The sequence below is a fragment of the Pseudomonas sp. genome, from assembly GCF_049645325.1.
Classification (GTDB): Bacteria; Pseudomonadota; Gammaproteobacteria; order Pseudomonadales; family Pseudomonadaceae; genus Aquipseudomonas.
Genome location: NZ_JBARTQ010000623.1, coordinates 20,274 through 46,179, shown reverse-complemented (window position 1 = coordinate 46,179; position 25,906 = coordinate 20,274). Strand labels below are relative to the sequence as shown.

The 25,906-nt window shown below is 60.1% G+C and carries 23 protein-coding genes; 9 read left to right on the top strand and 14 right to left on the bottom strand.

The genetic code is table 11. From position 1 onward, the window contains the following. Nucleotides 1-281: 281 nt before the first annotated feature. Nucleotides 282-518 (top strand): DUF6124 family protein, encoded by a 237-nt coding sequence (locus tag WBB95_RS26495; RefSeq protein ID WP_424490266.1) that lies wholly within the window; start codon nt 282-284, stop codon nt 516-518. A gap of 261 nt (nt 519-779) precedes the next feature. Here WBB95_RS26495 and WBB95_RS26490 read toward each other — a convergent pair whose 3' ends face one another. The 9 genes from WBB95_RS26490 to exaC all read right to left on the bottom strand — a co-directional run bounded on the left by WBB95_RS26490 (nt 780) and on the right by exaC (nt 10,215). Further along, nucleotides 780-1,553, bottom strand: coding sequence for a LexA family transcriptional regulator (locus tag WBB95_RS26490; RefSeq protein ID WP_424490265.1), 774 nt, complete (start codon nt 1,551-1,553; stop codon nt 780-782). Nucleotides 1,554-1,767: 214 nt separating this feature from the next. Continuing rightward, nucleotides 1,768-2,295 carry an inorganic diphosphatase gene (ppa, locus tag WBB95_RS26485; RefSeq protein WP_003237090.1) on the bottom strand — a complete coding sequence of 176 codons (528 nt, stop codon included), beginning with the start codon at nt 2,293-2,295 and terminating at the stop codon, nt 1,768-1,770. 93 nt (nt 2,296-2,388) lie between these two features. After that, nucleotides 2,389-3,219 carry a zinc-dependent peptidase gene (locus WBB95_RS26480; protein WP_424490264.1) on the bottom strand — a complete coding sequence of 277 codons (831 nt, stop codon included), beginning with the start codon at nt 3,217-3,219 and terminating at the stop codon, nt 2,389-2,391. Between the two features lie 6 nt (nt 3,220-3,225). After that, a complete protein-coding gene (locus WBB95_RS26475; protein WP_424490263.1) occupies nt 3,226-3,882 on the bottom strand; it encodes a DedA family protein in 657 nt (218 codons plus the stop codon). 310 nt (nt 3,883-4,192) lie between these two features. Further along, entirely contained in the window at nt 4,193-4,651 is a 459-nt protein-coding gene (locus WBB95_RS26470) for a GNAT family N-acetyltransferase (RefSeq protein ID WP_017136027.1), read from the bottom strand. A 92-nt stretch (nt 4,652-4,743) separates the two neighbouring features. Further along, nucleotides 4,744-5,589, bottom strand: coding sequence for an ethanolamine ammonia-lyase subunit EutC (gene eutC, locus WBB95_RS26465; RefSeq protein ID WP_424490262.1), 846 nt, complete (start codon nt 5,587-5,589; stop codon nt 4,744-4,746). After that, a complete protein-coding gene (locus tag WBB95_RS26460) occupies nt 5,586-6,980 on the bottom strand; it encodes an ethanolamine ammonia-lyase subunit EutB (RefSeq protein ID WP_424490261.1) in 1,395 nt (464 codons plus the stop codon). Before WBB95_RS26460 ends, eutC begins: the two co-directional genes overlap by 4 nt. Nucleotides 6,981-7,044: 64 nt before the next feature. Then, a complete protein-coding gene (eat, locus tag WBB95_RS26455) occupies nt 7,045-8,478 on the bottom strand; it encodes an ethanolamine permease (RefSeq protein WP_145162522.1) in 1,434 nt (477 codons plus the stop codon). A 216-nt stretch (nt 8,479-8,694) separates the two neighbouring features. Next, nucleotides 8,695-10,215, bottom strand: a complete 1,521-nt coding sequence (gene exaC / locus WBB95_RS26450; RefSeq protein WP_424490260.1) for an acetaldehyde dehydrogenase ExaC — start codon at nt 10,213-10,215, stop codon at nt 8,695-8,697. Between the two features lie 273 nt (nt 10,216-10,488). On the opposite strand from exaC, the gene WBB95_RS26445 reads away from it, so the two are divergent. From WBB95_RS26445 to WBB95_RS26425, 5 genes are all read left to right on the top strand, one after another. Then, nucleotides 10,489-12,396, top strand: coding sequence for a sigma-54-dependent Fis family transcriptional regulator (locus tag WBB95_RS26445; protein ID WP_424490259.1), 1,908 nt, complete (start codon nt 10,489-10,491; stop codon nt 12,394-12,396). A 396-nt stretch (nt 12,397-12,792) separates the two neighbouring features. After that, nucleotides 12,793-16,083 (top strand): hypothetical protein, encoded by a 3,291-nt coding sequence (locus tag WBB95_RS26440; RefSeq protein WP_424490258.1) that lies wholly within the window; start codon nt 12,793-12,795, stop codon nt 16,081-16,083. 325 nt (nt 16,084-16,408) lie between these two features. Next, a complete protein-coding gene (gene mpl / locus WBB95_RS26435; protein ID WP_424490257.1) occupies nt 16,409-17,758 on the top strand; it encodes a UDP-N-acetylmuramate:L-alanyl-gamma-D-glutamyl-meso-diaminopimelate ligase in 1,350 nt (449 codons plus the stop codon). Further along, complete coding sequence (gene ubiX, locus WBB95_RS26430; protein WP_424490256.1) at nt 17,755-18,384, top strand: flavin prenyltransferase UbiX; 630 nt, start codon at nt 17,755-17,757, stop codon at nt 18,382-18,384. Before mpl ends, ubiX begins: the two co-directional genes overlap by 4 nt. Next, nucleotides 18,377-18,661: a YceK/YidQ family lipoprotein gene (locus WBB95_RS26425; protein WP_424490255.1), complete on the top strand. Its 285-nt coding sequence runs from the start codon at nt 18,377-18,379 to the stop codon at nt 18,659-18,661. Before ubiX ends, WBB95_RS26425 begins: the two co-directional genes overlap by 8 nt. Nucleotides 18,662-18,774: 113 nt before the next feature. Here the strand turns inward: WBB95_RS26425 and WBB95_RS26420 are convergent, their stop codons facing one another. From WBB95_RS26420 to WBB95_RS26410, 3 genes are all read right to left on the bottom strand, one after another. Beyond that, nucleotides 18,775-19,416 (bottom strand): oxidoreductase, encoded by a 642-nt coding sequence (locus WBB95_RS26420; protein ID WP_424490254.1) that lies wholly within the window; start codon nt 19,414-19,416, stop codon nt 18,775-18,777. 29 nt (nt 19,417-19,445) lie between these two features. Beyond that, nucleotides 19,446-21,164, bottom strand: a complete 1,719-nt coding sequence (locus WBB95_RS26415) for a C13 family peptidase (RefSeq protein WP_424490253.1) — start codon at nt 21,162-21,164, stop codon at nt 19,446-19,448. A gap of 105 nt (nt 21,165-21,269) precedes the next feature. Beyond that, nucleotides 21,270-21,725: a MaoC family dehydratase gene (locus WBB95_RS26410; protein WP_424490252.1), complete on the bottom strand. Its 456-nt coding sequence runs from the start codon at nt 21,723-21,725 to the stop codon at nt 21,270-21,272. Nucleotides 21,726-21,884: 159 nt separating this feature from the next. Between WBB95_RS26410 and WBB95_RS26405 the strand changes: the two genes are divergently transcribed. The 3 genes from WBB95_RS26405 to WBB95_RS26395 are packed head-to-tail and all read left to right on the top strand — an operon-like array spanning nt 21,885 to nt 23,566. Continuing rightward, entirely contained in the window at nt 21,885-22,238 is a 354-nt protein-coding gene (locus WBB95_RS26405; RefSeq protein ID WP_424490251.1) for a CidA/LrgA family protein, read from the top strand. Further along, the gene (locus WBB95_RS26400) at nt 22,235-22,951 is read left to right on the top strand and encodes an LrgB family protein (RefSeq protein WP_424490250.1); all 717 of its coding nucleotides are present in this window, start codon (nt 22,235-22,237) and stop codon (nt 22,949-22,951) included. Before WBB95_RS26405 ends, WBB95_RS26400 begins: the two co-directional genes overlap by 4 nt. Nucleotides 22,952-22,972: 21 nt before the next feature. Next, on the top strand, nt 22,973-23,566 hold the full coding sequence (locus WBB95_RS26395; protein WP_424490249.1) for an LON peptidase substrate-binding domain-containing protein: 594 nt from the start codon (nt 22,973-22,975) through the stop codon (nt 23,564-23,566). Here the strand turns inward: WBB95_RS26395 and WBB95_RS26390 are convergent. After that, nucleotides 23,560-24,876: a bifunctional DedA family/phosphatase PAP2 family protein gene (locus tag WBB95_RS26390; RefSeq protein ID WP_424490248.1), complete on the bottom strand. Its 1,317-nt coding sequence runs from the start codon at nt 24,874-24,876 to the stop codon at nt 23,560-23,562. The two genes, WBB95_RS26395 and WBB95_RS26390, sit on opposite strands and share 7 nt — an antisense overlap. Nucleotides 24,877-25,051: 175 nt before the next feature. Continuing rightward, on the bottom strand, nt 25,052-25,735 hold the full coding sequence (locus tag WBB95_RS26385; protein ID WP_424490247.1) for a DNA-3-methyladenine glycosylase: 684 nt from the start codon (nt 25,733-25,735) through the stop codon (nt 25,052-25,054). Nucleotides 25,736-25,906: the final 171 nt, after the last annotated feature.

Genomic DNA, 25,906 nt, shown 5'->3' with positions numbered 1-25,906 from the left:
AGAGAATCCCAGCCGCTTGCGTCAGCGAAATTCCGAGACTAGGCTGCGGTCCGTCACTGGTTATTCAGTGATCGGGTTTAGTCGCCCGGACCTTGCTAGGCGCACGCGCCATCCCAGAGACAGGTGTCTTCTCGCCTGCACTTTATGGTGGCTGTGCGCAGGGCACCTTCGGGTGCGCCGGAGCCTAGCAGCCGGTCGACTAACCTGCGTACAGCCGCCACCCCTGCTCGTTTAGTCGCGAAAGGACGGTGGTATTCACTTACTGCTAGGGAATTTCGCTAATGGATAACGTTGTTTCGGATTTACCGCCATCGGGTGTGACTCACCCATTCACAGTTAACGAAGAACTGAGCTTCGAAGATGCCTGGGTGCGCGTGGCTGAGCTGCTGCAGTGCGCGGTGGCTACCTCGCAAGCGCTCGGTGAACCGCTGGGTGCACCGCACAGGGCGGTGATGCATTTGGTGGAGATGGCGAAGATGGTGGCGGATCGGGCTGTGGAGTGTTTGCAGCCGGATTAACGCTGTGAGAGGCGAGCAGCGCAAAACGTCGCTCGCTGACATCAGTGTTACGGGCATTAAAAAGCCGGCTTGTGGCCGGCTTCTCGGGGACTGCTTCAGCTTGTTTTTGACAAACCTCGCCAGCCTTCAAATCGCTCAGCCCACGTTGCGTCGGGCTGAATAGTAGGGGCATCCGCGGGAACTCCTCCGCTTCGCCGAGCAGGGTGGATAGCGCAAAGCCACCCCCTGCCAAATGTGGGCGGCATGATACCCACATTCACCTTAAATGCCTACCTCCGGGTCCGATTTAGAGCCTTCCCAGCCTAATAAATGCTCATCCAGTGGCACCGGTGGGCGGCGGTTGTTGAGGGTGGACCACCAGAACACCCAACCCACTATCTGGAAGTTCTGTTCGAAGCGTTGCTCGTGTGTCAGGTATTCGTCCGGGTGTTCGCTGGCGTTGTGGCTGCGCATGCGCAGGCCGCCGCCGGGGCGGTTGTAGAGGTATTTGATGCGCAGCATGCCGTCGTGTTCGACGGCGTAGATTTCACCGTCGATGAGCTGGCTGCGGCCGCTGTCGATGCCGAGGGTGGCGCCTTGCTGGATGATGTCGGTCATGCTGTTGTCGACCATGTAGGCGCCGATGGCGCGGTCGGGGTTTACGTTTAATGCGTTGAGGGTGTGCAGGGAGACGCGGATGCGCTCGGTTGAAGTGAAAGTGGGGTGGAGGGGGATTTCCACGTCGTTTTTTTCGGGAGGGCAGGAGGGGCCTGTGAGGTATTTGCCCGCGTCTTCGCGGATGGGGATCACGTTCCTTGTGTCGTGGCCTTCGAGCAGGAAGTTGGCCGGTGGGTGTTTGGGGCCTTCGCCGGTGCGCAACCAACGGCTGGAGATGCACAGCAGTTCTGCGATCTCGTTGAGTCGGCCCATGGGCACGCCGCGTTTGAACCAGTTGTTCACGTGTTGAGGCGTGACACCGCGGTTCTTGGCGAAGTCGGAAGCGGAAAGATGAACTTCCCGCAGGAGTGCTTTTAGTCGATCACCTGATGTATTCATAAACGCAGAGTTTACTGGCCGGGAAACCTCATCAAATAAACCATGCGTTGAATTGCGCGTGTAGGAGTTTGCTTAGTTGTAGCCTGAGTTGTCAGTTTTATAAGTTGGTTGAACGCTGCGCCTTAAACGTTGAACTTGGCGTTTAATTTTTCCCACAAAAAAAGCCCCGAATGATCGGGGCTTTTTTGATTGCCGGGGCAATGAGGAGCGGGTATCAGCCTTTGTAGGCAGCGACCGACTTCATGATCTCGGCGCGGGCGGCGTCTGCGTTGCCCCAGCCTTCGATTTTTACCCATTTGCCTTTTTCGAGGTCTTTGTAGTTCTCGAAGAAGTGTTTGATCTGTTCCAGCAGCAGTGGCGGCAGGTCGGTGTATTCCTTCACGTCCACGTACAGTTGGGACAACTTGTCGTGTGGCACCGCAATAACTTTGGCATCGCCGCCGCCGTCGTCGGTCATGTTCAGGATGCCGACTGGGCGTGCGCGGATAACCGAGCCTGGGGTCACCGGGTAAGGGGTTACAACCAGCACGTCGAGGGGATCACCGTCGTCAGCCAGGGTGTTCGGGATGAAACCGTAGTTGGCCGGGTAGAACATCGGGGTGGCCATGAAACGGTCAACGAACAGGCAGTCGCTGTCTTTGTCGATTTCGTATTTGATCGGCGCGTGGTTGGCCGGAATTTCGATGGCGACGTAGATGTCGTTCGGCAGGTCTTTGCCAGCCGGAATCTTGCTGTAGCTCATTGGGCGTTGCCCCCGTAGTTGGCCATGAAACATGGCCGGATTGGCCTAAAAGTGGCGGCGATTATAGGCGTATTCTGACGCCGATGCCATGCGTCAGACGTCGTACGGCGCGTGGCGTTCAGTCTGGTAGCGGGCGTCGCTGGCTTGCAGTTGGTGCAGGCGGGCCAACGGGTCCTGGCGATAGAAGTGGCTCAACTGCGCGTACACCTGTGGATAAGTGCTGACCAGTAAATCCGGGGCACTGAAAAAGTATTCACTGGTGACGGCAAAAAACTCGGCCGGGTTTTCGGCGGCGTAGGGGTCGATCTCGGTTTCTATATTCGGGTGGGCGTCGAGTTGGCGATTGAGGTCATCAAACGCGCTCTGCATGACGCTGGCCCACTCCTGCACGCGCATGTCGCTGTGCAGCGGCGGCAGGCCGTTGGCGTCGCCGTTGAGCATGTCGAGCTTGTGCGCCAGTTCGTGGATGACCAGGTTGTAGCCTTCCCACTGACCGCTGGCCAGCACGCCCGGCCAGGCAAGGATCACCGGGCCCTGTTGCCAGGCTTCGCCGCTGTGTTCGCCGTCCCACTCGTGCTCGACGCCGCTGGCATCGCGATGGCGCTGCGGGCTCAAGAAGTCGTCGGGGTATAGCACGATTTCGTGGAAACCCTGGTACCAGTCAAGGTCGCCGAGGTTCATCAGCGGCAATTGGGCCTGGGCGGCGAGCAGCAGGCGGTGCTCCTGGTGCAGGTCGACGCCGGGCAGGGCGGTGAGGTGTTTTTCGGCGAGAAACACCACGCAGGCTTCGCGCAGCCACTGGTCTTGCTCGGCAGTGATGCCGTCGAGGAAGGTCAGGTGGTGACGCACCCGTTGCCACGTGTCATCGGCAATCGGGTGCTTGGCCAGCAGGCGCCGGCGACGCCAGGCGCTGAGGGACCACATCGCCGGTTACTGCGGCTTGGCTTCGGAGGAGCTGCGGCCAAAGCGGCTGCGGAACACGCCGATGATCATCGGTACCAGCGACAGCAGGATGATGAACACCACCAGCAGCGACAGGTTTTTCTTGATAAACGGCACGTTGCCAAAGAAGTAACCCAGGGTCACCAGGCCGCCGACCCAGAGGATGGTGCCAAACACGCTGAAGCCGAAGAAACGCGCGTACGGCATTTTGGCGATGCCGGCGACGAACGGCGCGAAGGTGCGCAGGATAGGCAGGAAGCGCGCCAGGGTCACGGTTTTGCCGCCGTGCTTGTCGTAGAAGTCGTGGGTTTTTTGCAGGTAGTCGCGGCGGAAGATTTTCGAGTTCGGGTTGCTGAACAAGCGTTCCCCGGCTGTTCGCCCGATCACGTAATTGGTGCTGTCGCCCAGGATCGCCGCCAACATCAGCAGGCCGCCCAGCAATATTGGGTCCATGCCACCACCTGCGGCGATGGCGCCGGCGATGAACAGCAGGGAATCGCCCGGCAGGAAGGGCATGACCACCAGCCCGGTTTCGCAAAAAATGACCAGGAACAGAATGGCGTAAATCCACACTCCGTAGTTTCTCACCAGCATGTCGAGGTACACGTCGAGATGCAGGATAAGGTCGAGCGGGTTGAAATCCATGGATGGCACCTGTGTGAATGGCCCGGCTCAGCAGGCCAGTGCGGGGGCTACGGGTAATAAGGCTACAAGCGTATGCCGCATTTCTTACAACCCTGAAAGGTCCGCATTATACGGATTGGGAGGTGAAAAGCGTGTTGGTTTTGTAGCGGGGGATGTCGCTGGTATTTCGGCCAAATCAATATTAAAGGTGACGCTATTCTAAAGGTGGGAGCTGGCTTGCCTGCGATGGCGGAGCATCAGCCAGCCTTGTATTGACTGACATTGCGCTATCGCAGGCAAGCCAGCTCCCACAGAGGGCAGCGGTGTTTTCTCAATCCTCGCTGATCGGCAGCACGTAGTTCTTGAACTCCGTGTCTTCACGAAAGCCGATCGACTCGTAGGTCTTCTGCGCCACCTCGTTGTCACTGCTGGTCGATACCCGCAGCCGCACGGCCTGGGTTTCCTTGGCCATCTTCTTCGCCGTGCGCATCAGGTTGTCTGCCACCAGCTGCCGGCGGGCATCTTCGGCCACGTAGATGTCGTTGAGGATCCACACGCGCTTGAGCGACAGCGACGAAAAACTGGGGTACAGCTGGCAGAACCCGAGCAGTCGCTTGTCGTCATCATCGGCCAACGCCAGGTAAATCACCGACTCCTTGCGCCGCAGGCGCTTTTCCAGGAAGGCCCGCGACGAGTCCGGGAACGGCAGCGCCCCATAGAACTCGCGGTATTTGACGAAGAGCGGAGTCAACAGGTCCAGGTGTTCCAGGGTCGCTTGAGTAATCCGCATGCCAGGCCTCAACTTCCAAAGGGGGAATGACCACACAAGCGGCCGTGACTGGATGCTGCCTAACGTCGCGAAAAAGCGCAATCATGCAGCGATCAGTCATCCGGTGAGCTGAGCAGGAAATTGCCCTTCATCAGGTCAGGGTCATCCGACTCGAGCGTCTGAACCTGCGCCTCGTCCTTGAGATTGACCCCCGACAGCTGCCGGCGACACGCCTCTTTCATCAAGTAAAGCAGGCGATGCGCGGCCATGCCGTAGCTCAAGCCTTCCAGGCGCACATTCGAGATGCAGTTGCGGTAAGCGTCGGTGAGGCCGACCTTGGGGTTGTAGGTGAAATACAGGCCCAGGCTGTCCGGCGAGCTGAGCCCTGGCCGTTCGCCGATCAGGATCACTACCATCCTGGCCCCGAGCAACTGGCCGACTTCATCGGCTACCGCCACGCGGCCTTGCTCGACCAGGATCACCGGCGACAAGGACCACCCTTCGGCGTGGGTCTGTTCTTCCATGCGTGTCAGAAACGGCAGCGTGTGTTTATGCACGGCCAGCGCCGACAAACCATCGGCGACCACCACGGCCAAATCCACGCCGCCCGGGTTGGCGGCGGCGTAGTCGCGCAGGGTTTGCGCCGACTCATCGCTCAGGCGCCGACCGAGGTCCGGGCGTTGCAGGTACATATGGCGGTCGACGGCGGCGCTGTGCAGCAACAGGCTTTCGCGGCCGCGCTCGGCCATTTGGCCGCTGAGGCCTGCGTGGTCGAAAGGCAGGTGCACCGCGTCGCGCGCCTGGGCGTGGGCGAACTGAAAATCCAGCTGCGCGCTGGTGGGAATGCTGGTGCCGGTGCGGCCCAGGGCAATGCGCGCCGGGGTCAGGCGGCGCAGTTCCAGCCACGGGTTATCGGGCGTGGTTTCAAGCGGTTCGACGTGCACGGGCGGCTCCTTCATCCCAATTGCGCCAAGGCGTGGCGAAACGCCGGTGGCAGGCTTTTGCCGAAGTGCACCTTGCCGTCGGCTTGCGTGAAGATGCCCATTTTCGCCAGCCACTGTTCGAACTCCGGCGCCGGTTTAAGCCCCAATGTCTGGCGGGCGTACAAGGCGTCGTGGAACGAGGTGGTCTGGTAGTTGAGCATGATGTCGTCGGACCCGGGGATGCCCATGATGAAGTTGATCCCGGCCACACCCAGCAGGGTCAGCAGGGTGTCCATGTCGTCCTGGTCGGCTTCGGCGTGGTTGGTGTAGCAGATGTCGCAGCCCATCGGCACGCCGAGCAGCTTGCCGCAGAAGTGGTCTTCAAGGCCCGCGCGGATGATCTGTTTGCCGTTGTAGAGGTACTCGGGGCCGATAAACCCGACCACGGTGTTGACCAGGAACGGCTTGAAATGCCTGGCCACGGCATAGGCGCGGGTTTCACAGGTTTGCTGGTCGACGCCAAAGTGCGCGTTGGCCGACAAGGCGCTGCCCTGGCCGGTTTCGAAATACATCAGGTTCTGGCCCAAGGTGCCGCGATTGAGGCTCAAGCCCGCGTCGTAACCTTCCTGCAGCACGCTGAGGCTGATGCCGAAACTGGCGTTGGCGGCTTCGGTGCCGGCGATCGACTGAAACACCAGGTCCAGCGGCACGCCACGGTTGATGGCTTCGATGGAGGTGGTGACGTGGGTCAGCACGCAGGCCTGCGTTGGGATTTCGTAACGCTGGATGATCGCGTCGAGCATTTCCAGCATGGCGCAGATCGAGGCGATGCTGTCGGTGGCCGGGTTGATGCCGATCATGGCGTCACCGTTGCCGTAGAGCAGGCCGTCGAGAATGCTCGCGGCAATGCCGGCCGGTTCATCGGTGGGGTGGTTGGGTTGCAGGCGCGTCGAGAGCCGCCCGCGCAGGCCCATGGTGCCGCGAAACTGGGTGACGACGCGGATCTTCTGCGCCACCAGCACCAGGTCTTGCACGCGCATGATCTTGGAGACAGCGGCGGCCATTTCCGGTGTCAGCCCGGGCGCGAGGGCGCGTAGGGAATGTTCGTCGGCCGCGTCGCTCAATAGCCAGTCGCGCAGGCCGCCGACGGTGAGGTGGCTGACCACGCTAAACGCCTGTTTATCGTGGGTGTCGATGATCAAGCGGGTGACTTCGTCGCTTTCGTAGGGGATCAGCACTTCTTCGAGGAAGTGTTTCAACGGGATGTTCGCCAGCGCCATCTGCGCCGCCACCCGCTCGCCGTCGTTTTGCGCGGCGACACCGGCGAGGAAGTCCCCGGAACGTGCGGGGCTGGCCTTGGCCATCACGTCCTTGAGGCTGTCGAAGCGGTAGGTCTGTGCACCCACCGCGTGGGAAAAACTTGCCATACAGTGTCTCCTTGGCGACGCGGGCAGGCTGTGAGTAAGGCGCCCGCGTCGAGGTTTACGGCTATCAGTGCAAGGCGGCCTCTGCGGCCTGGATCGCCGCGAACTCTTCTTCGGGCGTGCCTGCTACCAAGTGATGCCGGCTGTAGAAAGCAAAGTAAGCAATTAATACTCCATAGATGATCGCGGCGCCAATAACGACGCGCGGGTCCACCAGAAAGCCCGCCACCACGGCCACGCAGGCCAGTACCAGGGCGACGCCGGAGGTGAAAATGCCGCCCGGTGTGCGGTATGGACGGTCCATTTTGGGGCGACGGATGCGCAAGGTGATGTGCGCGGCCATCATCAGCACATAGGAAATGGTCGCGCCAAACACCGCCACCAGAATCAGCAAGTCGCCCTGGCCGGTCAGCGACAGGCCAAAGCCGATGATGCCCGGGATCACCAGTGCCAGCACCGGCGCCTTGCTTTTGTTGGTTTGCGACAGCTTGCGCGGCAGGTAGCCCGCGCGTGAAAGCGCGAAGATCTGCCGCGAATAGGCATAGATAATCGAGAAAAAGCTCGCGATCAACCCGGCCAAGCCGACGAGGTTGACGAAGCTGCCCATCCAGGTCGAGCCGCCGTAGGACAATGCCAGGGCTTCAACCAGCGGGTTGCCCGATTTGATCAGCGCATAAGTGCCGGCGCCGCCCGGAGCGATCACCAGAATCAACAGGGCGAAACTGGTCAGCACCACAATGGCGCCGATCAGGCCGCGGGGCAGGTCGCGTTTCGGGTTTTTGGTTTCTTCGGCAGCCAGCGGCACGCCTTCAACGGCGAGGAAAAACCAGATGGCATAAGGAATCGCTGCCCACACGCCCACGTAGCCAAACGGCAGGAAGGTGCTGGCGCCCTTGGCCTCGGTCACCGGAATGTCGAGCAAATTGGCGACGTTGAAGTGCGGCACCATCGACACCAGGAACACGCCCAGGGCAATTGCCGCGACGGCGGTAATCACAAACATCAGTTTCAGGGCTTCGCCCACGCCAAAGATGTGGATGCCGATAAAGATGATGTAGAACGCAAGGTAGATCATCCAGCCGCCAATGCCGAACAGCGACTCGCAATAGGCGCCGATAAACACCGCGATGGCGGCGGGGGCGATGGCGTATTCGATGAGGATGGCGGTGCCTGTGAGGAACCCGCCCCAGGGGCCGAAGGCGCTGCGGGCAAAACCGTAGCCGCCGCCTGCGGTAGGAATCATGGAAGACAGTTCGGCCAGGGAGAAACACATGCACAGGTACATGGTGGCCATCAGTAATGTGGCGAGGAACATGCCGCCCCAGCCGCCTTGGGCGAGGCCGAAATTCCAGCCGGCGTAGTCGCCGGAGATCACGTAGGCAACGCCAAGGCCAACCAAAAGCACCCAGCCGGCGGCGCCTTTTTTCAGTTCACGTTGTTGGAAGTAGTCGGTGCCGACTTTTTCGAAGTCGACGGAAGAACCAGTGGGTTCGCTGGGCATGGGAAAGTACCGTCCATTTTTATTGTTTTAACTCGGCCTCTTTGGGTCGAATGCGAGTTGCAAGTACTTGCGAAGATCCAATGTGGGAGCTGGCTTGCCTGCGATAGCATCACCTAGCTGTGCCTGACACACCGAGGTGCCTGCATCGCAGGCAAGCCAGCTCCCACACTTGATTGCATTTCAAGTTGAGAACTGGTCGCCTGTTACAGGCTTGAGTTAGAAAAAGCCCAACGGATTGATGTCGTAGCTCACCAGCAGGTTTTTGGTCTGCTGGTAGTGGTCCAGCATCATCTTGTGCGTCTCACGGCCCACACCGGACTTTTTGTAACCGCCGAACGCGGCGTGCGCGGGGTAGAGGTGGTAGCAGTTGGTCCACACGCGGCCCGCCTTGATCGCGCGGCCCATGCGGTAGGCGCGGTTGATGTCGCGGGTCCATACGCCGGCGCCGAGGCCGAACTCGGTGTCGTTGGCAATCGCCAGGGCTTCGGCTTCGTCCTTGAAGGTGGTGATGCTCACCACCGGGCCGAAGATTTCTTCCTGGAACACGCGCATTTCGTTGGTGCCCTTGAGCAGGGTCGGCTGGATGTAATAACCGCCTTCCATATCACCGGTCAGCTTCTCGACCTTACCGCCGGTCAGCAACTGCGCGCCTTCGCCCTTGGCAATTTCGAGGTAGGACAGGATCTTGTCGAACTGCTGCTCGGACGCCTGGGCGCCGACCATGGTGTCGGTGTCCAGCGGGTCGCCGCGCTTGATCTGCTCGACCTTTTTCATCACCACTTTCATGAAGTCGTCGTAGATCGACTCCTCCACCAGCGCACGCGATGGGCAGGTGCACACTTCGCCCTGGTTGAAGAACGCCAGCACCAGGCCTTCAGCGGCTTTCTCGATGAACGAGGGTTCGGCTTTCATGATGTCGGCGAAGAAGATGTTCGGCGACTTGCCGCCCAGCTCAACGGTGGACGGAATAATGTTTTCGGCCGCCGCGTGCATGATGTGCGAGCCCACGGGCGTGGAGCCGGTGAAGGCAATCTTGGCGATGCGCTTGCTGGTGGCCAGGGCTTCACCGGCTTCTTTGCCGTAGCCGTGCACCACGTTCAGCACGCCCGGTGGCAGCAGGTCGCCGATCAATTCCATCAGCACGTTGATGCCCAGCGGGGTTTGCTCGGCAGGCTTGAGCACCACGCAGTTACCGGCAGCCAGGGCTGGCGCGAGTTTCCAGGCGGCCATCAGCAACGGGAAGTTCCACGGGATGATTTGGCCGACCACGCCCAGCGGCTCGTGGAAGTGATAAGACGCGGTCAGTTCGTTGATCTCGGCGCTGGTGCCTTCCTGGGCGCGGATGCAACCGGCGAAGTAGCGGAAGTGGTCGGCGGCCAGCGGGATGTCGGCGTTGAGGGTTTCACGCACGGCCTTGCCGTTGTCCCAGGTTTCGGTAACGGCCAGCAGTTCGAGGTTCTGTTCGATGCGGTCGGCGATTTTCAGCAGCACCAGCGAGCGGTCCTGGGCCGAGGTCTTGCCCCAGGCGTCAGCGGCGGCGTGGGCGGCGTCGAGGGCTTTATCGATGTCTTTGGCGGTGGAGCGCGGAAATTCGGCGATGGCCTTGCCGTTGACTGGCGAGGTATTGGTGAAATAGTTGCCGTCGACCGGCGCAACGAATTCGCCGCCGATGAAGTTGCCGTATTTGGCCTTGAACGAAACGATGGCGCCTTCAGTACCGGGGTGTGCGTAACGCATGGTGGGTATCTCCTGGCTCTTATGTTTATTGGGAGTGCAGCGCGGCAAGCGCTTGTAAAGCGTAGAGCAAAGGTTGGGCCAGCGCCTTGCCGACCAGTAAAATCAGGGGGTTGGGGTGTGTTGCAAGGCGTTGCTGTGGCAAGGCTGATACAGCGTGAGTGACAGTTTGTGCCATAACCGATACAGCCCATGACCGGCCAGTCGCCCCGGGATTGCAATGGCCGGATGGCTGGGGGATGCTGGCCGTTCTCACGCAGGGAGAATAATAAGAACATGCACAACGATCATTTCAGTCGCCATGCCCAGCAAGTCCTCACCGTTACCCGTGGGCAGGACCTGTCCCAAGGCCCCGGCAGCGACCCGTCCATCGCCCGCTCCTGGCTGCGCTGTCTTGAGGATTACCACCTCGACCCTGCGCTGAGCATCGCCCCCACCGTGCTCGAACACGGGCGCCTGCTGGAAAGCCGCGAGCGCCTGCACCAGGTGCTGCACATCGCCGGCAGTGAGATGAACAGTCTGCATCAACAACTCTCTGGCGCCGGTCATGCGGTGCTGTTGACCGACGCGCGCGGGGTGATCCTCAACTGTGTGACGGCGCCGTCCGAGCGCAAGATTTTCGAGCGCGCCGGGCTGTGGCTGGGTGCCGATTGGAGCGAGGCGTGCGAGGGCACGAATGGCATCGGCACCTGCCTGGTGGAGCGCCAGTCCGTGACCATTCACCGTGATGAGCATTTTCGCGGCCGCCATACCGGGCTGACCTGTTCGGCGAGCCCGGTGTTCGACCCGCATGGCGAATTGCTGGCGGTGCTCGACGTGTCGTCGGCGCGCGAAGCGGTGTCGCGCCAGAGCCAGTTCCACACCATGGCGCTGGTGAACCTGTCGGCGAAGATGATCGAGAGTTGTTACTTCCTGCGTCATTTTGAAAATCACTGGCTGCTGCGCTTCCATCTGCAAGCCGAGTCGGTGGGGTTGTTCAGCGAAGGGCTGCTGGCGTTTGACGGCGAAGGGCGCATTTGTGCGGTCAACCAGAGCGCGCTGAACCTGCTGGGTCAGGCGCGCGATGGTTTGTTGGGGCTGCCGGTGGAGGCGTTTTTCGACTGTTCCCTCGACCAGTTGCTCGGCCGCGCCAGCGCCAATGCCACCGCCAGTTGGCCGCTGCGCACGCGCGATGGCCGGCCGTTGTTCGCGGCGTTGCGTGGTCAGCAGCGCAGCCTTGCGGCCCCGGTTGCCAAGCCCGAGGCGCCACGTCTGCCGGGCATCTGCCTGGGCGACCCCGCGCTGCAGACGGACTTTCGCAGGGCCCTGAAAGTGTTCGAACGCGACGTGCCGCTGCTGATCAATGGCGAAACCGGTTGCGGTAAAGAAGCCTTCGCCAAGGCCGTGCATCAGGCCAGTCAGCGTGCCGACAAGGCCTTTGTTGCACTCAACTGCGCCGCCATTCCGGAAAGCCTGATTGAAAGCGAGCTGTTCGGTTATCGCGGCGGCAGTTTTACCGGCGCGCTCAAAGAGGGCATGCGCGGCAAATTACAGCAGGCCGACGGCGGTACGCTGTTTCTCGATGAGATTGGCGACATGCCATTTGCGATGCAGACCCGGCTATTAAGGGTGCTGGAAGACCGTCTGGTCGTGCCCATTGGCGGCGCACCGCAGGCGGTGGATGTTCGGATCATCAGCGCCACCCACCGCAATTTGCTTGAGCGCGTTCAGGCCGGCAGCTTTCGTGAAGACTTGTACTACCGGCTTAACGGCCTGGAAGTCGCGTTGCCGGCGCTGCGCGCACGCAGCGACAAATCGCAGTTGTTGGACTTTTTACTGGACCAAGAGGCCGCGGGGCAGGCCGTCACGCTGGAGTCGGCGGCACGCGAGGCGCTGCTCGCCTATGGCTGGCCGGGCAATGTGCGCCAATTACGCATGGTGTTGCGCACGCTGGTGGCATTGGCGGAGGACGGGCGTGTTGCAGTGGACGACTTGCCGGCCGTCATACGTACGGCGAAGGCTGCGCCAGGCACGACGCCTGATGCGTCGCCCTTGTACGAGGCAGAGCGCCAAGCGTTGTTGAGCGCGCTTGAGCAGCACCATTGGCACATGACCCATACCGCCGAGCAACTCGGTGTCAGTCGCAATACGCTGTACCGCAAGTTGCGAAAACATGGGGTTGTAACGTCTGAGCGCATTAATTAATTGATGTATAGGAATAAGCTTAAAGAGTTGCGTATTGGCGATAGCGGCGCTCTATAGGGCTGTTAGTTATATTCAATCTATAAAGTTGGTATTGAGGTTGGTTGCCTTGGAACTGTTTAGGTGGTGAGGGCCACGTAATAAGTTGAGAGGCCGGGGTTGTCTCTTTTCACAATCGAGCATTATCTGGTTAGTTTACTGGCCGGCTGGTCTGCGCTCATCTAATAAGGAATTTGAAATAGCTCGCCAGCTTGGGGTGTTCGAATGTTTGGCCGTGAAGTACGGCGCTTATTAATGGGCGTTGAATTTGACCGGCTTTATAAAACGTTGCCCGTCCATCGCGCTGTTTATTTCAGTGCGTTTGCGAGCCGCTTATCGAAACCGTGAAAGAGATAATCTATGACTGTGCATACTTTATATGTGCCGCGCGTTGGCTCGGCAACCAATGATTTTCCTCGCTCAAACAGTAACGCGAACGACGCCCCGTCCAAGATGAGTGACGACACGCCATCGCGCGACACTGAGGCGGCCCGAGTGTCAGCCGATGCGCGTTTGAAGCAAAATAGTGCGCAGCTTTCAGCAGGCATGCGCATGCCGGTTCCGTCAGAGTCGACAATGGGGCAGTGGCTTGAAGCACTGAACTCTCTAATCAATTCTTCTGCATTCAAGCGTTTGGAGAGTCATTTTGGAGGACTTGGTGCGCTCACTCATATTGATCCCTATAAAGGTGAAATCTGGTTTGACGGCGGGAAGATAAAAATTAACGCAGACGCCCCCGACATAAACGGTATTCCGGGCGGTGAAGCGTTGTTCGACAGCTTGATGGTCATCGCTAAACGATTTGCTCCTGATGTCAGATTGAGCCGTCATGACGTTTTTAAACCTGATGCGTCCGGGCAGAACACGGTCGAATCGAACGCGGTCCAACAGTTTTACGGCTCGGAGCCGAGGGCATTGCCTGACAACCACGTCCCCGCTAATATTTTAAGTAAAACGGGCGAAGCCGAAACGCGGCATAACATGCTCGCTGCTTTGAAAAAACAGATTGAGGCGCCCGGCGCGAAACCTGATCTTGAATCCATCGTCGTAGCGATCGCGCCGCATTCGGTATTGTGGAACGCAGAGCAAGCGCAACCCATAACGATGAACCTCAAGCAGTTACTGAACGCCTACGGCCTGCAAACTCCAACGACACCAGAGGCACTTGCCAACCTGGAACTCGCGTTGTTCGCAGCGCCTTTGAGTGCACCGGCTGAAGCCAACTATGGCGGATTGCTGAGCAAGCCCTTGCCGATGGGCGAGGACGCTCAGAAAAAAATCGTCGAAACCGTCAGCACTTGGAAGGCCCAGCAAACACAGGTCCCAGCTGCTCGCGAGGGGCATGTTCCAAATCTGTTTCGCTACCTTGACCGTGCGCTTCCACAGGCTATGCGGGAGCTGGCCGACACCGATCCTGGCGCGTTTCTAAAAGCCTTGATCAATACCCCTCAGGCCCGTGCTTTGGGCGAGCAACTGCAAGAGGCGATTGGCGCACTGCCTAGCCAAAACAGCGGGCAGGAAGCGTTGCTCGCGGCGTTGGCATTGGAGGCTGACCCTGCGGCGGGATCGCAGCGTGACAATTTGAATGGGTACAACTTGCGTCAGCAAGACAATTTGGGGCGTTCGCCAGCGCAAATCGTGGAACGCTTTGAGGAGCACCTTGAAGGCCGCGTAGGCCGAAATATGGCCAGGGTGGCGGCTTATCAGTTGCTGGCGATGTCTGCCCCGGAATTCCTGGTCAAGGATGTTCCTCACACCCTGGTTTATGGTTCACAGCAATGGGCCAACTTCAGTGCGGCTGTGTCGCGCCGTGAGCAGGACACTCCCGGGTCATCGGCTGGGAGTACCTATGCCGAGATCATGCAACGCAATTCGCTGGATCCCGTTACGGACGCAGGGCATAACCAGGCACAGCGTGCTGCAATGACGTCGGTCATCGACTGGGGTATCGCCAATGGTGTTATTGAAGAAAGCAAGGACGGCAATTACAGCCCTGAAGCGATCGAGCGTATATCTGCGGCCATGCAAAAGCAGGTCGATGGCCTAGCCGCGTCCTTGAGCGCGATGACCGCCCCGATACCGACGCGTCGAGAATTGGCCTTGGCTGAATTGACGCGGGTATTCGGTCAAGGCTACGCGCCTCTTTTTGAGGAAAAAAATCTCTCCTTAGCGCTTGGGGCTTTTGGCGACGGTCCTAAATATTCGTTGTTGGAAATTTATATGTCCGGTGACCATCACCGTCAAACAGTGAGGCCTATCGGCGTCAACTACCCTGTCGATGTATTGCGTGAGGGCATTGCCAAGCTGCCGGATATCAAGCAGGAATTTGAAGACGAATTCGCTAAATACAGCGAGGGTTCCAGCAAGGCCGTGGCGGCAATGTTCCAGCACCACTTGGCGCTGTTGCCACCCGAGGATCGCAAGCGATTCGAGCAGGGTCGTATTGTTTCTAACTACTTTAGCCCCAAGACGGATTCCTCTTTTCCAAAAGCCAGCGATCAACCCGCAGTAAGGTTCTTCGAAAATGGTGCTGTTTTATTCGATACCCATCTGGATGGAACGTTAGTCAAGTACGTGTATTCGCCAGCGATGGGGAAGATTGCCAAATTAGATGACCCGATGCTTAAGGGCACTAAAGCTTGGAACTTGGTGGACACCAGTCATGTCCATCGCGGGCCTCTTGAACACGCCCGGCGTGGTTTGAAAGTCGGCGATGACATTTACCCCTTGAGGATGGGCTTCGTCTCATCGGGTGCCGTGCATGAACCGCCTGCTGCGGCACAGCCAGGCCACAGAGCCGACGAATTGAATAAGATGGTCAGTGCTTATTACAGCGACATGGCGAACGCCTTCAAAAGCTCGGCCAAAGGGGTAACAAGGTTAGAGAAGGAAGCGGCTCAAATGAAGTTTTGGCAAAATTTCATTGTGGGCCTCATCCCTTTTCATGACGTCATTAAACATGCCACTGAAGGCAACAAGCAGGATGCGGTGGTTAGTGGGTTACTCGACTTTCTCGGCTTGGTCGTGCCTGGTGTAAAAGGTGGGTATGCGGGCGCAAAAATCGGGGCTAAGGGAATCGGATCGGTGTCGGGCTTTATTAAGGGCTTCACTAAAGCAGGCATCAAGGCCGCTAACCCTTTGGGAAGTATTTACGACGCGGGGAAAGGCGTATTTAAACTGGGCAAGACGGTGGTCAGATCACTGCCGTCCGTTGAGGTTTCCTTGTTTGACAAGGTGCGTCATCTCGGCGGGCGCAGTGGTAGTTGGGATATCCCTCAAGGTGGCTACAAGCAAACCATCGCCGACGGTACTTACCGGCCGTTAGGCGAAAAGGGTACCGAGTTTTCCGTATTGGCGGCGAACCGAAACGGCAAGTGGTACGCCTTGGACCCTAAAACAATGGCGCCGTACGGCACTGAGCTGAAAGACTTCACTCCGGTTAGCCCGCAGGCATTACGTGATCTTCGCCAAGACTCGGGCGTATCTATAAAAGATGGGAGTTCTTTCAGCGAGTCCCAACAAGAGCATCAAGGCATTCAAGCTAATCCCGGCACCGTCCCAACGCCTTCACCGCAAGAAAAGGAGCAGAGCCGCGAGACTGCCAGCCTAGCGCGCAATACGACCAAACTGGTGCAGAGCGCTCAGGCCTGATCGACTCCTCTGTCAGTCGCGAGGCCTTTGGTGAAAGGCGTATTTAATGTCCTGACGCTCGTGTTGTACACGGTGTAGTGGGTTGTTCCAGTGACACCGTTTGTAAGCAGTTGCTCAATCAATGGGGCAGCTGCTTACGGTGTTTTTAAACAGTAACAACCACCCCGAGTGAACACTTTCAGCTTCAACAGCGCCTCTAATTCCTCGCCTGCTCCGCGCGCTGCCAGCGATCTTCACCCGCCACTTCACTGGGCCGCCCGCCGCATAAAAGGTGCGATTTCCCCCTCCCTGCGCTAACCTGCCTCGATGTTTTACGAGGTCAACCATGCACATTCATATTCTCGGTATTTGCGGCACTTTCATGGGCTCGATGGCGGTTTTGGCCAAAGAGCTGGGCCATCACGTCACGGGCTCCGACGCCAACGTTTACCCGCCCATGAGCACGCAATTGCAAGCCCAGGGCATTGAGTTGACCCAAGGCTACGACCCGTCGCAATTCGACCCTGTGCCGGACCTGGTGGTGATCGGCAATGCCATGTCCCGTGGCAACCCGGCGGTCGAGTACGTCCTTAATAAAGGCTTGCCTTACGTCTCCGGCCCCCAGTGGCTGGCCGATCATGTGTTGCAAGGCCGCTGGGTCCTGGCCGTCGCCGGCACTCACGGCAAGACCACCACCAGCAGCATGCTTGCCTGGGTGTTGGAACACGCGGGCATGAGCCCGGGGTTCCTGATCGGCGGTGTGCCGCAAAACTTCTCGGTGTCGGCGCGTCTGGGCGATACGCCGTTCTTCGTGATCGAGGCGGATGAATACGACAGCGCGTTCTTCGACAAGCGCTCCAAGTTCGTTCACTACCGCCCGCGCACGGCGATCCTGAACAACCTTGAGTTCGATCACGCGGACATTTTCCCTGACCTGGCGGCTATTGAGCGCCAGTTCCATCACTTGGTACGCACCATTCCGAGCGAAGGCCTGGTCATCCATCCGACCACTGAGCCGGCCTTGCAGCGCGTGATCGACATGGGTTGCTGGACCCCGGTGCAAACCACCGGCGCGGGCGGGCAGTGGCAGGTCAAACTGCTCAGCGAAGACGGCTCCAAATTTGAAGTGCTGTTCGAAGGCGAGGCCCAGGGCATTGTCGAGTGGGACATGACCGGCCAGCACAACGTCGCCAACGCCTTGGTGACCCTGGCGGCCGCGCGGCATGTCGGCGTAGTGCCGTCCATGGGCATTGCAGCCTTGAGCGCGTTCAAAAGCGTGAAACGGCGCATGGAAAAAGTCGCCGACGTGAATGGAATTACCATCTACGACGACTTTGCCCACCACCCGACGGCCATTGCCACCACCCTGGATGGCCTGCGCAAGCGCGTCGGCGATGCCCCGATCATTGCGATTGTCGAGCCGCGCTCCAACTCCATGAAGCTCGGTGCGCACCGTGATGGGTTGCCGGAAAGCGTCAACGATGCCGACCAAGTGGTCTGGTATGCGCCTGCCAATCTTGGTTGGGACCTGCCGGCGATTGCGGCGCTGTGCAGCGTGCCATCCACTGTCTGCGATTCGATTGAGGGCATCATTGAACACGTCAAGCAGCTGGCGAAGCCCGGCACCCATGTGGTGGTGATGAGCAACGGCGGTTTCGGCGGCCTGCATGGCAAACTGGCTGAGGCATTGAAATGAGCGGCCCGGAACGCGTCACCCTGGCAATGACCGGCGCCTCCGGCGCGCCGTACGGTTTGCGCATGCTCGATTGCCTGGTGCGCGAGGACCGCGAGGTGCACTTCCTGATCTCCAAGGCTGCGCAATTGGTGCTGGCCACCGAGACCGATGTTTCGCTGCCGCCCAAGGTGCAGATGATGCAGGCCTTCCTCACCGAATACACCGGTGCGGCGGCAGGGCAGATCAAGGTCTACGGCAAAGAGGACTGGATGTCGCCCGTGGCCTCCGGCTCCGGTGCGCCGGCGGCGATGGTGGTAGTGCCATGCTCCACCGGCACCTTGTCGGCGATCGCTACGGGCGCCTGCAACAACCTGATCGAGCGCGCGGCGGATGTGACCTTGAAGGAGCGCCGCCAATTGATCCTGGTGCCGCGCGAAGCGCCGTATTCGAGCATCCACCTGGAGCACATGCTCAAGCTGTCGAACATGGGCGTGACAATCTTGCCGGCCTCGCCGGGCTTTTATCACCAGCCGCAGACCATTGATGACCTGGTGGATTTTGTGGTGGCGCGGATTCTCAATCTGCTGAACATCCCTCAAGACATGCTGCCGCGTTGGGGCGAGCACCATTTGAGCAGCGATGAATAAGGCGCTGCTGGTGCTGTTGGCGCTGCAACTGACGGGCTGCGCCACGGCGCGCACCCTGGATGCCGCGCAACGCGGCGCGCCGGTGGTGTATGCCGGTACGCGCCTGGATTTGTATGCGATTAACGGCGGCTGTTGCGCCAGGGACCGGTTTGGCGCAGAGGCGCCGAGCTATCCGCATGTGGACCTGCCCGCCAGCGCGGTGCTCGACACGCTGCTGTTGCCGCTGTCGGTGTTGACGGTGTTGGGGGTTGGGTTTAACGCAACCGGCGGTCTTTAGCTTGATGGTGCCTGCACTGGCCCCATCGCAGGCAAGCCAGCTCCCACCTTTGGAATGCATTCCCCTGTGGGAGCTGGCTTGCCTGCGATGAGGCCGTTAAAGGCACAGCAGAATTATTTGCCGAGCTTGCGCAGCTCATCCGACTCCACCACGCGCACGCCGTCCTGTTCTTCCAGCGCCAGGCGCCACATGGCGCGGGCCAGTTCACAGACTTCAATGCCGTGGTACTTGCCCGGAATCAAGCGCGACAACGGCCCGGCCAGCTTCTCGGCCAGGCGCTGTTCCAGCCTCTCACCCAGCAACAACGACGGCCGCACGATGGTCAGTTGCGGCCAGTCCTGCGCTTTGAGCGCCAGTTCCATTTCGCCTTTGACGCGGTTGTAGAAGATCGAGGATTTCGGGTCGGCGCCAATCGCGCTGATTACGATCAGGTGCCGCGCGCCCATTTCCCGCGCACGCTTGGCGAACGCCACGACCATGTCCAGGTCGACGGCGCGAAAGGCGGCTTCAGAGCCGGCTTTTTTGATCGTGGTGCCCAGGCAACAGAAGGCGATATCGACCTGGCCGCTCAGCTGCGGCAGGAACACGGCCGGGTCGCCCACCGGGTTTTCCAGGTGCGGGTGTTCGGCCAGTGGCTTGCGGCTGGGCGCCAGAACGCGGGTCACCGTGGGTTCGTTGAGCAGGCGGTCGAGCAGGTGTTCGCCGGTCAGGCCGGAGGCGCCAGCGAGCAGGATATGTTGAGGCGTCAGGTACATGGTGTTTCCCCCTTGTTACACATTACAGCTTAGTTGCCTTTGGCTTCCTTGCTATTCATAGAGACGCTTTCGAGCGCCTTTCGTGCCTGCTGTTTGCGTAATAACTGCCAATGGGCGATCACCCCCTTGGGCGCCCAGATCTGCGGTTCGGAGGCTTCGAAGTTGTCCGCCTGTTCGCGCTCGGCCACGTGCCCTTGTGCCAGTTTGAAGGCTTGCTGCAAATCGTCGGTCTGGTTGAAAGCCTGGGCGAACAGTGCGTCGCCGAAGTAGGTGAAGTCCGCTTCCTCAGAGCAGCCGAACGACACGCGATCCGCGCGGGAGGCTGTCATGATCAAGGTGCGTTCGTCTTTGAGGGCCGGGATAAAACCACCGGAGTAGCACGCGGAGATCACGATGATCTTGTCGCGGTTTTTCAGCGGTTCGAGCACGGCGGCCAACTCGTCGGCGGGCAGGTCGGCCAGCTCCATGCGCGGCTGGTCGAGCACCAGTTCGTGTTCGTGGGTACCGTGGCTGGTCATGTAGATAAACACCAGGTCTTCCGGCCCGGTGCGCTCGGCCAGGGTTTGCACTGCGCGGCGCAGGCTTTCGCGGGTGGCCAACGGGCGGTCGGCGATATGGTCGCGGTGGTTGACCAGGCGGATCTGCCCACGTGCACCGAAGCGCGTGGCGAGCATGTTGCTGACGTAATCGGCTTCGCGCAGGAACACGCTTTGTTTACCGTCGCCGGCCAGCACCAGGGTGTACAGCTCGACTGCCGGGGTAGACGGTGGCACCGCCGCGAGAGCCGCATCGAGCAAGCGGCCTTGCGCCAGTATTCCGGTTTCCAGCGGGTCGGGCAGCAGCTTGCCGTCGGCGTCACGCACGCGCATGCCATTGACCCACGTGCCGGCCTGTACGGAGCCGTCGGTCAATACCAGGGTGCCTTTGCCTTGATAGCTGTCGCTGTCGAAACCACCGATATAAAAGCTGCCGTCGGTGAGGTTCAAACGGCCTTCGCCGCTGAAACGCCACTCGCTGAACTGGCCGACATAGTGGCTGCCGTCGATGCCGATCAGTTCGCCCTTGCCGCTCAGGGCACCTTCCTTGAATTGGCCGATCCACACGTCGCCGTCGGCGTTTTCGTAGCGGCCTTTGCCGTTGAGCTGGTTCTGCTTGAACTGGCCGACATAGATGTCGCCGTCGGCGCTGTTGAATGTGCCGTTGCCTTCCAGCTGGCCATCCACAAAGTGGCCGCTGAACTGGTTGCCGCTGTCGTCGTTGCGCTGGCCTTCGCCATTCGGCTTGCCGTGGGCGAACTGGCCCTGGTACTGGCTGCCGTCGGCCAGCTCCAGGCGACCGAGGCCGGAATACTGGTCATCCTTGAATTCGCCGCGATAGGTCATTTGCCCCTCTTTGAGGGTGCCCTCGCCGTTGCGTCGACCGCTTTTGAAGCCGCCGACGTAGCTGCTGCCCGCGGTGGTCAGGCTGCCGTGGCCGTCGAACAGGCCTTGCTGGAACTGGCCTTTATAGACCTCGCCATTGCTGCCATGCCATTCGCCCTGGCCGTGCCACTGGCCTTTTTCGAACTGGCCGGCGTACCAACTGCCGTTGGGGTAGTCCACACGGCCTTGGCCCTGCAGCAAACCATTGACCACATCGCCCCGGTAGCGGCCGCCATCGGGCAGGCGCGCATCGGGCGGCAACAGCGATTCGCCATCTCCGCAAGCGGTGAGCAACAGGGCAAGGGCAAGGGGAGCGAGTGGGCGCATAGCGGGATCCGGATAATTGAGCGCCGAGTATGCCGCAGCCGCGAGATTCATACATAAATTTACATACACTGTGGCAAGGTTTATTGCCTCACCACAGGCCCGGCCTTATACGAAGTAGAGCGACAACGACTCGGCAACGTAAGCGGGTTTTTCCTGGCCTTCGATTTCCAGGGTGGCGGTAGCTTTTAACAGCCACTGCCCAGGTTTTTTCTCGGTGACATCCGTGAGGGTCACATTCAGGCGGACCCTGGAGTTAACCTTCACGGGCTGGATAAAACGTACGCTGTCCAGGCCGTAGTTGACCGCCATCTTCAGGCCTTCAGGCACGATGAGGATGTCTTCCATCAGCTTGGGCATCAGCGACAGCGACAGGAAACCGTGGGCGATGGTGGTGCCGAACGGTGTTTGCGCGGCCTTGACCGGGTCGACGTGGATGAACTGATGATCGCCAGTGGCTTCTGCGAACAGGTTGATACGCGCCTGGTCGATGGTGAGCCATTCGGAACGTCCCAGTTCCTTGCCGACATAATCTTTGAGCTGCGCTACAGGTACATAGGGCATTGCGACTCTCCTTGGTTCATCGGTTTTTATAGGTGTGCGAAATCCATGGTAGATCATCATGGGCAACAGGCCCGGTCAACCCACCATGCTTTTGGCGAATGCCGGAGCATAGGGCGGGCGTGCTTATAATGCGCGCGAGCGTTGAGGGGGAGAGGACGGATGCTGTTACGAGGCCTGACATGGCTGGTGTTGTTTCAATTGATCGGCACCGCGATCAACCATTTGCTGGTGCCGGTGCTGCCGGGGCCGATCATTGGCTTGCTGCTGATGCTGGGTTTTTTGATCTGGCGCGGCGAAGTCGGCGAACCATTGAGCCTGGCGGCGAGCAGCCTGTTGCGCTACCTGCCGTTGCTGCTGGTGCCGCCGGCGGTGGGCGTGATGGTCTACGCCAAAGATATTGCTGCGGATTTCTGGGCCATTGTCGGCGCGCTGGTGTTGTCGCTGGTGGTTGCCATGGGGTTTGTCGGTGTATTGATGCAGCACCTGGTCAAGCGCAAGGAGAAGGATCAATGACCTTCGACTGGCAGGGCGCCTGGACGGCGGTCATTCACCATCCGTTATTCGGCATTGGCATCACCCTTGGCGCCTATCAATTAGTGCTGGCGGCCTTCGAGAAAACCCGCTGGACCTTCCTGCAACCGGTGCTGGTGTCCATGTTGCTGGTGATTGGTGTGTTGCTCACCTGCGGCCTGACCTACGCCGAGTACCGCAAGAGCACCGAGATCATGGGCATCCTGCTCGGCCCCGCCACCGTCGCCCTGGCGGTGCCGCTTTATCTGAACCTGCGGCGGATTCGCCAATTGTTCTGGCCGATTTTTACTACGCTGGTGATAGGCGGCGTGTTGGCCACCGGCTTGTGTGTCTTGCTGGGCTGGTGGTTCGGCGCCGAACACATGATGCTGATGACCATGGCGCCCAAGTCGGTGACGTCACCGATCGCCATGCTGGTGGCCGAGCAGATCGGCGGTGTGGCGGCCTTGGCGGCGGTGTTTGTGCTGATCACCGGCGTGATTGGCGCGATGATCGGTCCGGCCTACCTCTCGCGCCTCGGTGTGCACAGCCCCGAAGCGCGCGGCATGGCCCTGGGCATGACCGCCCATGCCGTCGGCACTTCGGTGGCCTTGCAGGAAAGCGAAGAGTGCGGCGCCTTTGCAGCGCTGGCCATGAGTCTGATGGGCGTGGCCACGGCGGTGTTTTTGCCGTTGGCCGTGTCGGTGATTGTTTAAACCGGGTTTAAGGAAACCTTTATGAGTCTGGCGCTGTTCCCGCTCAATACCGTGCTGTTCCCTGGCTGCACCCTCGACCTGCAACTGTTCGAGGCACGCTACCTGGACATGATCAGCCGCTGCATGAAAAAGGGCGAAAGCTTTGGCGTGGTGTGCATCCTCGACGGCAAGGAAGTGGGCATGGCGCCTGATGGCTATGCGCTGATCGGCTGCGAAGCGCTGATTCGCGACTTCAAGCAACAGGACAACGGCCTGCTCGGGATTCGCGTCGAAGGCGGGCGCCGGTTCCGCGTGCGTGACGCCGGTGCGCAGAAGGACCAGTTGCTGGTCGCCGAGGTGCAATGGCTCGAAGAACTGCCGGACCAGCCATTGGAAGAAGAGGACGCCGACCTGTTGGCGTTACTTCATGCCCTGGCCGAACATCCGATGGTCGCCTCGCTGGACATGGGCAACGAAGCGGATGGCCAGCAATCCCTGGGCAATCAGCTGGCGTACCTGCTGCCGTTCACCGAGGCCGACAAGATCGACCTGCTGCAACTCGACGACCCGCAGCAACGGCTGGATGCGATCCAGATGTTGCTCGACGAGTTGCAGGGCGAACTGTTCACTCAATAGGCGTAGCGCAGCAGGGCGTGCGGTGTGCCGGTGAGGGCGATAAAGCTCAGCACCGCCACCAGTGTTGGCAGCAGCAGCCACCAGGTTTTCCGCGGCAGGGCCGGCAACGGGCTTTGATACTGGATGACGCTCAGGCTGAACGCGCACATGGTCATCGCCAACAGCGTGCCGGCCAAGATGTCCGTCGGCCAGTGCGCGCCCAGGTAAACCCGTGACAAGGCAATGAACGCGGCGGGGATGCAGCCCATCAGCATCCAGGTCAGGCGCAACCGCGTGGGTTGCCCACGCCCGGCCAGCACCGCCAACGCCAGGAAAAACGCAAAGGCGCCGGAGGCGTGGCCACTCGGCATGCTGAAGCTGGTCAGCGGGTCGGTCAGGATTTCCGGGCGGCCACGCGCAAAAAACAGCTTGGTGCCGGTGTTGATCACTGCCGCCCCGGCCAGGGTCGCGCCGACAAACACGGCATGGCGCCATTGTCGCGCCAGTAACAGCAAGCCAGTGAACACGGCGCTGGCGACAAACATCTTCTTGAACTCACCCAGTTGGGTGATGCGCACCATCACCTCGTCCAGCCACGGGCTGCGATGCTCCTGCACCAGCGCGCTCAGGCCTTGATCGAAGTGGTTGAGGTGCGGATAGCCAATAAACAGCGCGATCAGCAAGGTCAGGCTGGCGCAACCGATCCACAGCGTGGCGCGACGATGGCCGCGCAGGCTGCTGTTCAAGCTCAACCCGAGCAATACCGCCAGGCAGGCAGCGACAATCGCGGCTTCCGGCCAGAAACCTTCCGGCAATGGCAGGCGGAATGCAGCGCCGGTGGCCCAGCCCGGCAGCAGGTACGCGACTGACCAGCCGGCGGCGGCCACAACGCTCACGGCGGCAAAGCGCGGAAACGGCATGTCACACATCCCGGCCACCATCGGCAGCATGGGCCGCAGCGGGCCGATGAAACGCCCTACCAGCAGGCTGGCGATTCCATACTTGTGGAAGTAGGTTTCGGCGCCATTCATCCATTCCGGGTGCTGACGCAGGCCCGGCAAACGCCGGATGTTCTGGTGGAAATGTCGGCCCAGGAAGTACGAAACCCCGTCGCCCAATAACCCGCCGAGAAACCCCAGCAGCAAGGTTTCACTCAAGGACAGCGCGCCGCTGCCGGCCAATGCTGCAATCGCAAACAGCAACACCGTGCCGGGTACGATCAGCCCGGCGATGGCCAGGCATTCCACGCATGCGACGACAAACACTGCCACCGCCAGCCATTCAGGGTTCAGAGTCAGCCAGCCGGTAATGCTATCGAGCCATTGGCTCATAAATTGTTACTCCATCCATGCAATACATAACCAGAGCCCGTGGAGATCAATTGTGGGAGCTGGCTTGCTCGCGAATGCGGTGTGTCAGCTACGGCTTCCTTCACTGATACACCGCATTCGCGAGCAAGCCCGCTCCCACATTGGATCTCTGCGCTGCCGGTTTTGATGTTTTCATTCAAATCAAATAATAATCGCGGCCTTCGACCTGCCCCCGGCGCAGCGGGTTCCGCGTGCAATACGGCGCATAGCCAGCATCGACGAAGCGGTACATCAGGTGCTCATCGCGCCCGCTGGGAATGCCCAGACGGGTGGTCTGGATGATCTGCGAAGGCGTCTGGCCCACGTCTTCAACATAGAGCAATTCCTGGTCGAAGCGCTTGGCGTCCCACATCGGCACTTTCAGGCCCAGTGCCTTGCACAGCAGGGTCTGGCCGGCGCAGAGCTTCTGCGCGGCGCGCGGGCTGCCGTCGACGTTCGGGTTGTTCAGCAGCATCTGCGCCAGGCTGGCCGGCCCGCAGACGTCGTCGACCCACGGGTACGCCGACTTGATCAGCACGGCATTGCCCGGGCCATGGGCGCTGAAGTTCAACGAGTCACCGCCACGGGCGTAGTACATGTAGATGTGCCCGCCATCCAGAAACAAAGCCTTACGCTTTTCTGTGTAGCCGAGTGAGGCGTGGCTGCCTTTTTCGGCCACGTAATAGGCTTCGGTTTCAATAATTCGAGCTGAAAGCCAGAGATTTCCCACGCGATGACGTATGACTTTTCCGAGCAAATCTCGCGCAAGCAGTTGCGCGTCGCGGTCGAAGAAGTGGTCGGGCAGGGCGCTGGCGGGGCGTTGCGGGGTCATGACATTCATGGCGTTTGGCGGTTAATACGGCTAAATGTGACGGAATAATAACAACTCCCACCTTAATTACCGCTGAACCCCGGGTTTTTACAGTTCATTTCGACCATCCGCCCCGCACCGCTGTCAGTCGGGCGGCGTCACAGCTATAATCTGCCGCTTTCCTCCCTGCCAAGACTCCCT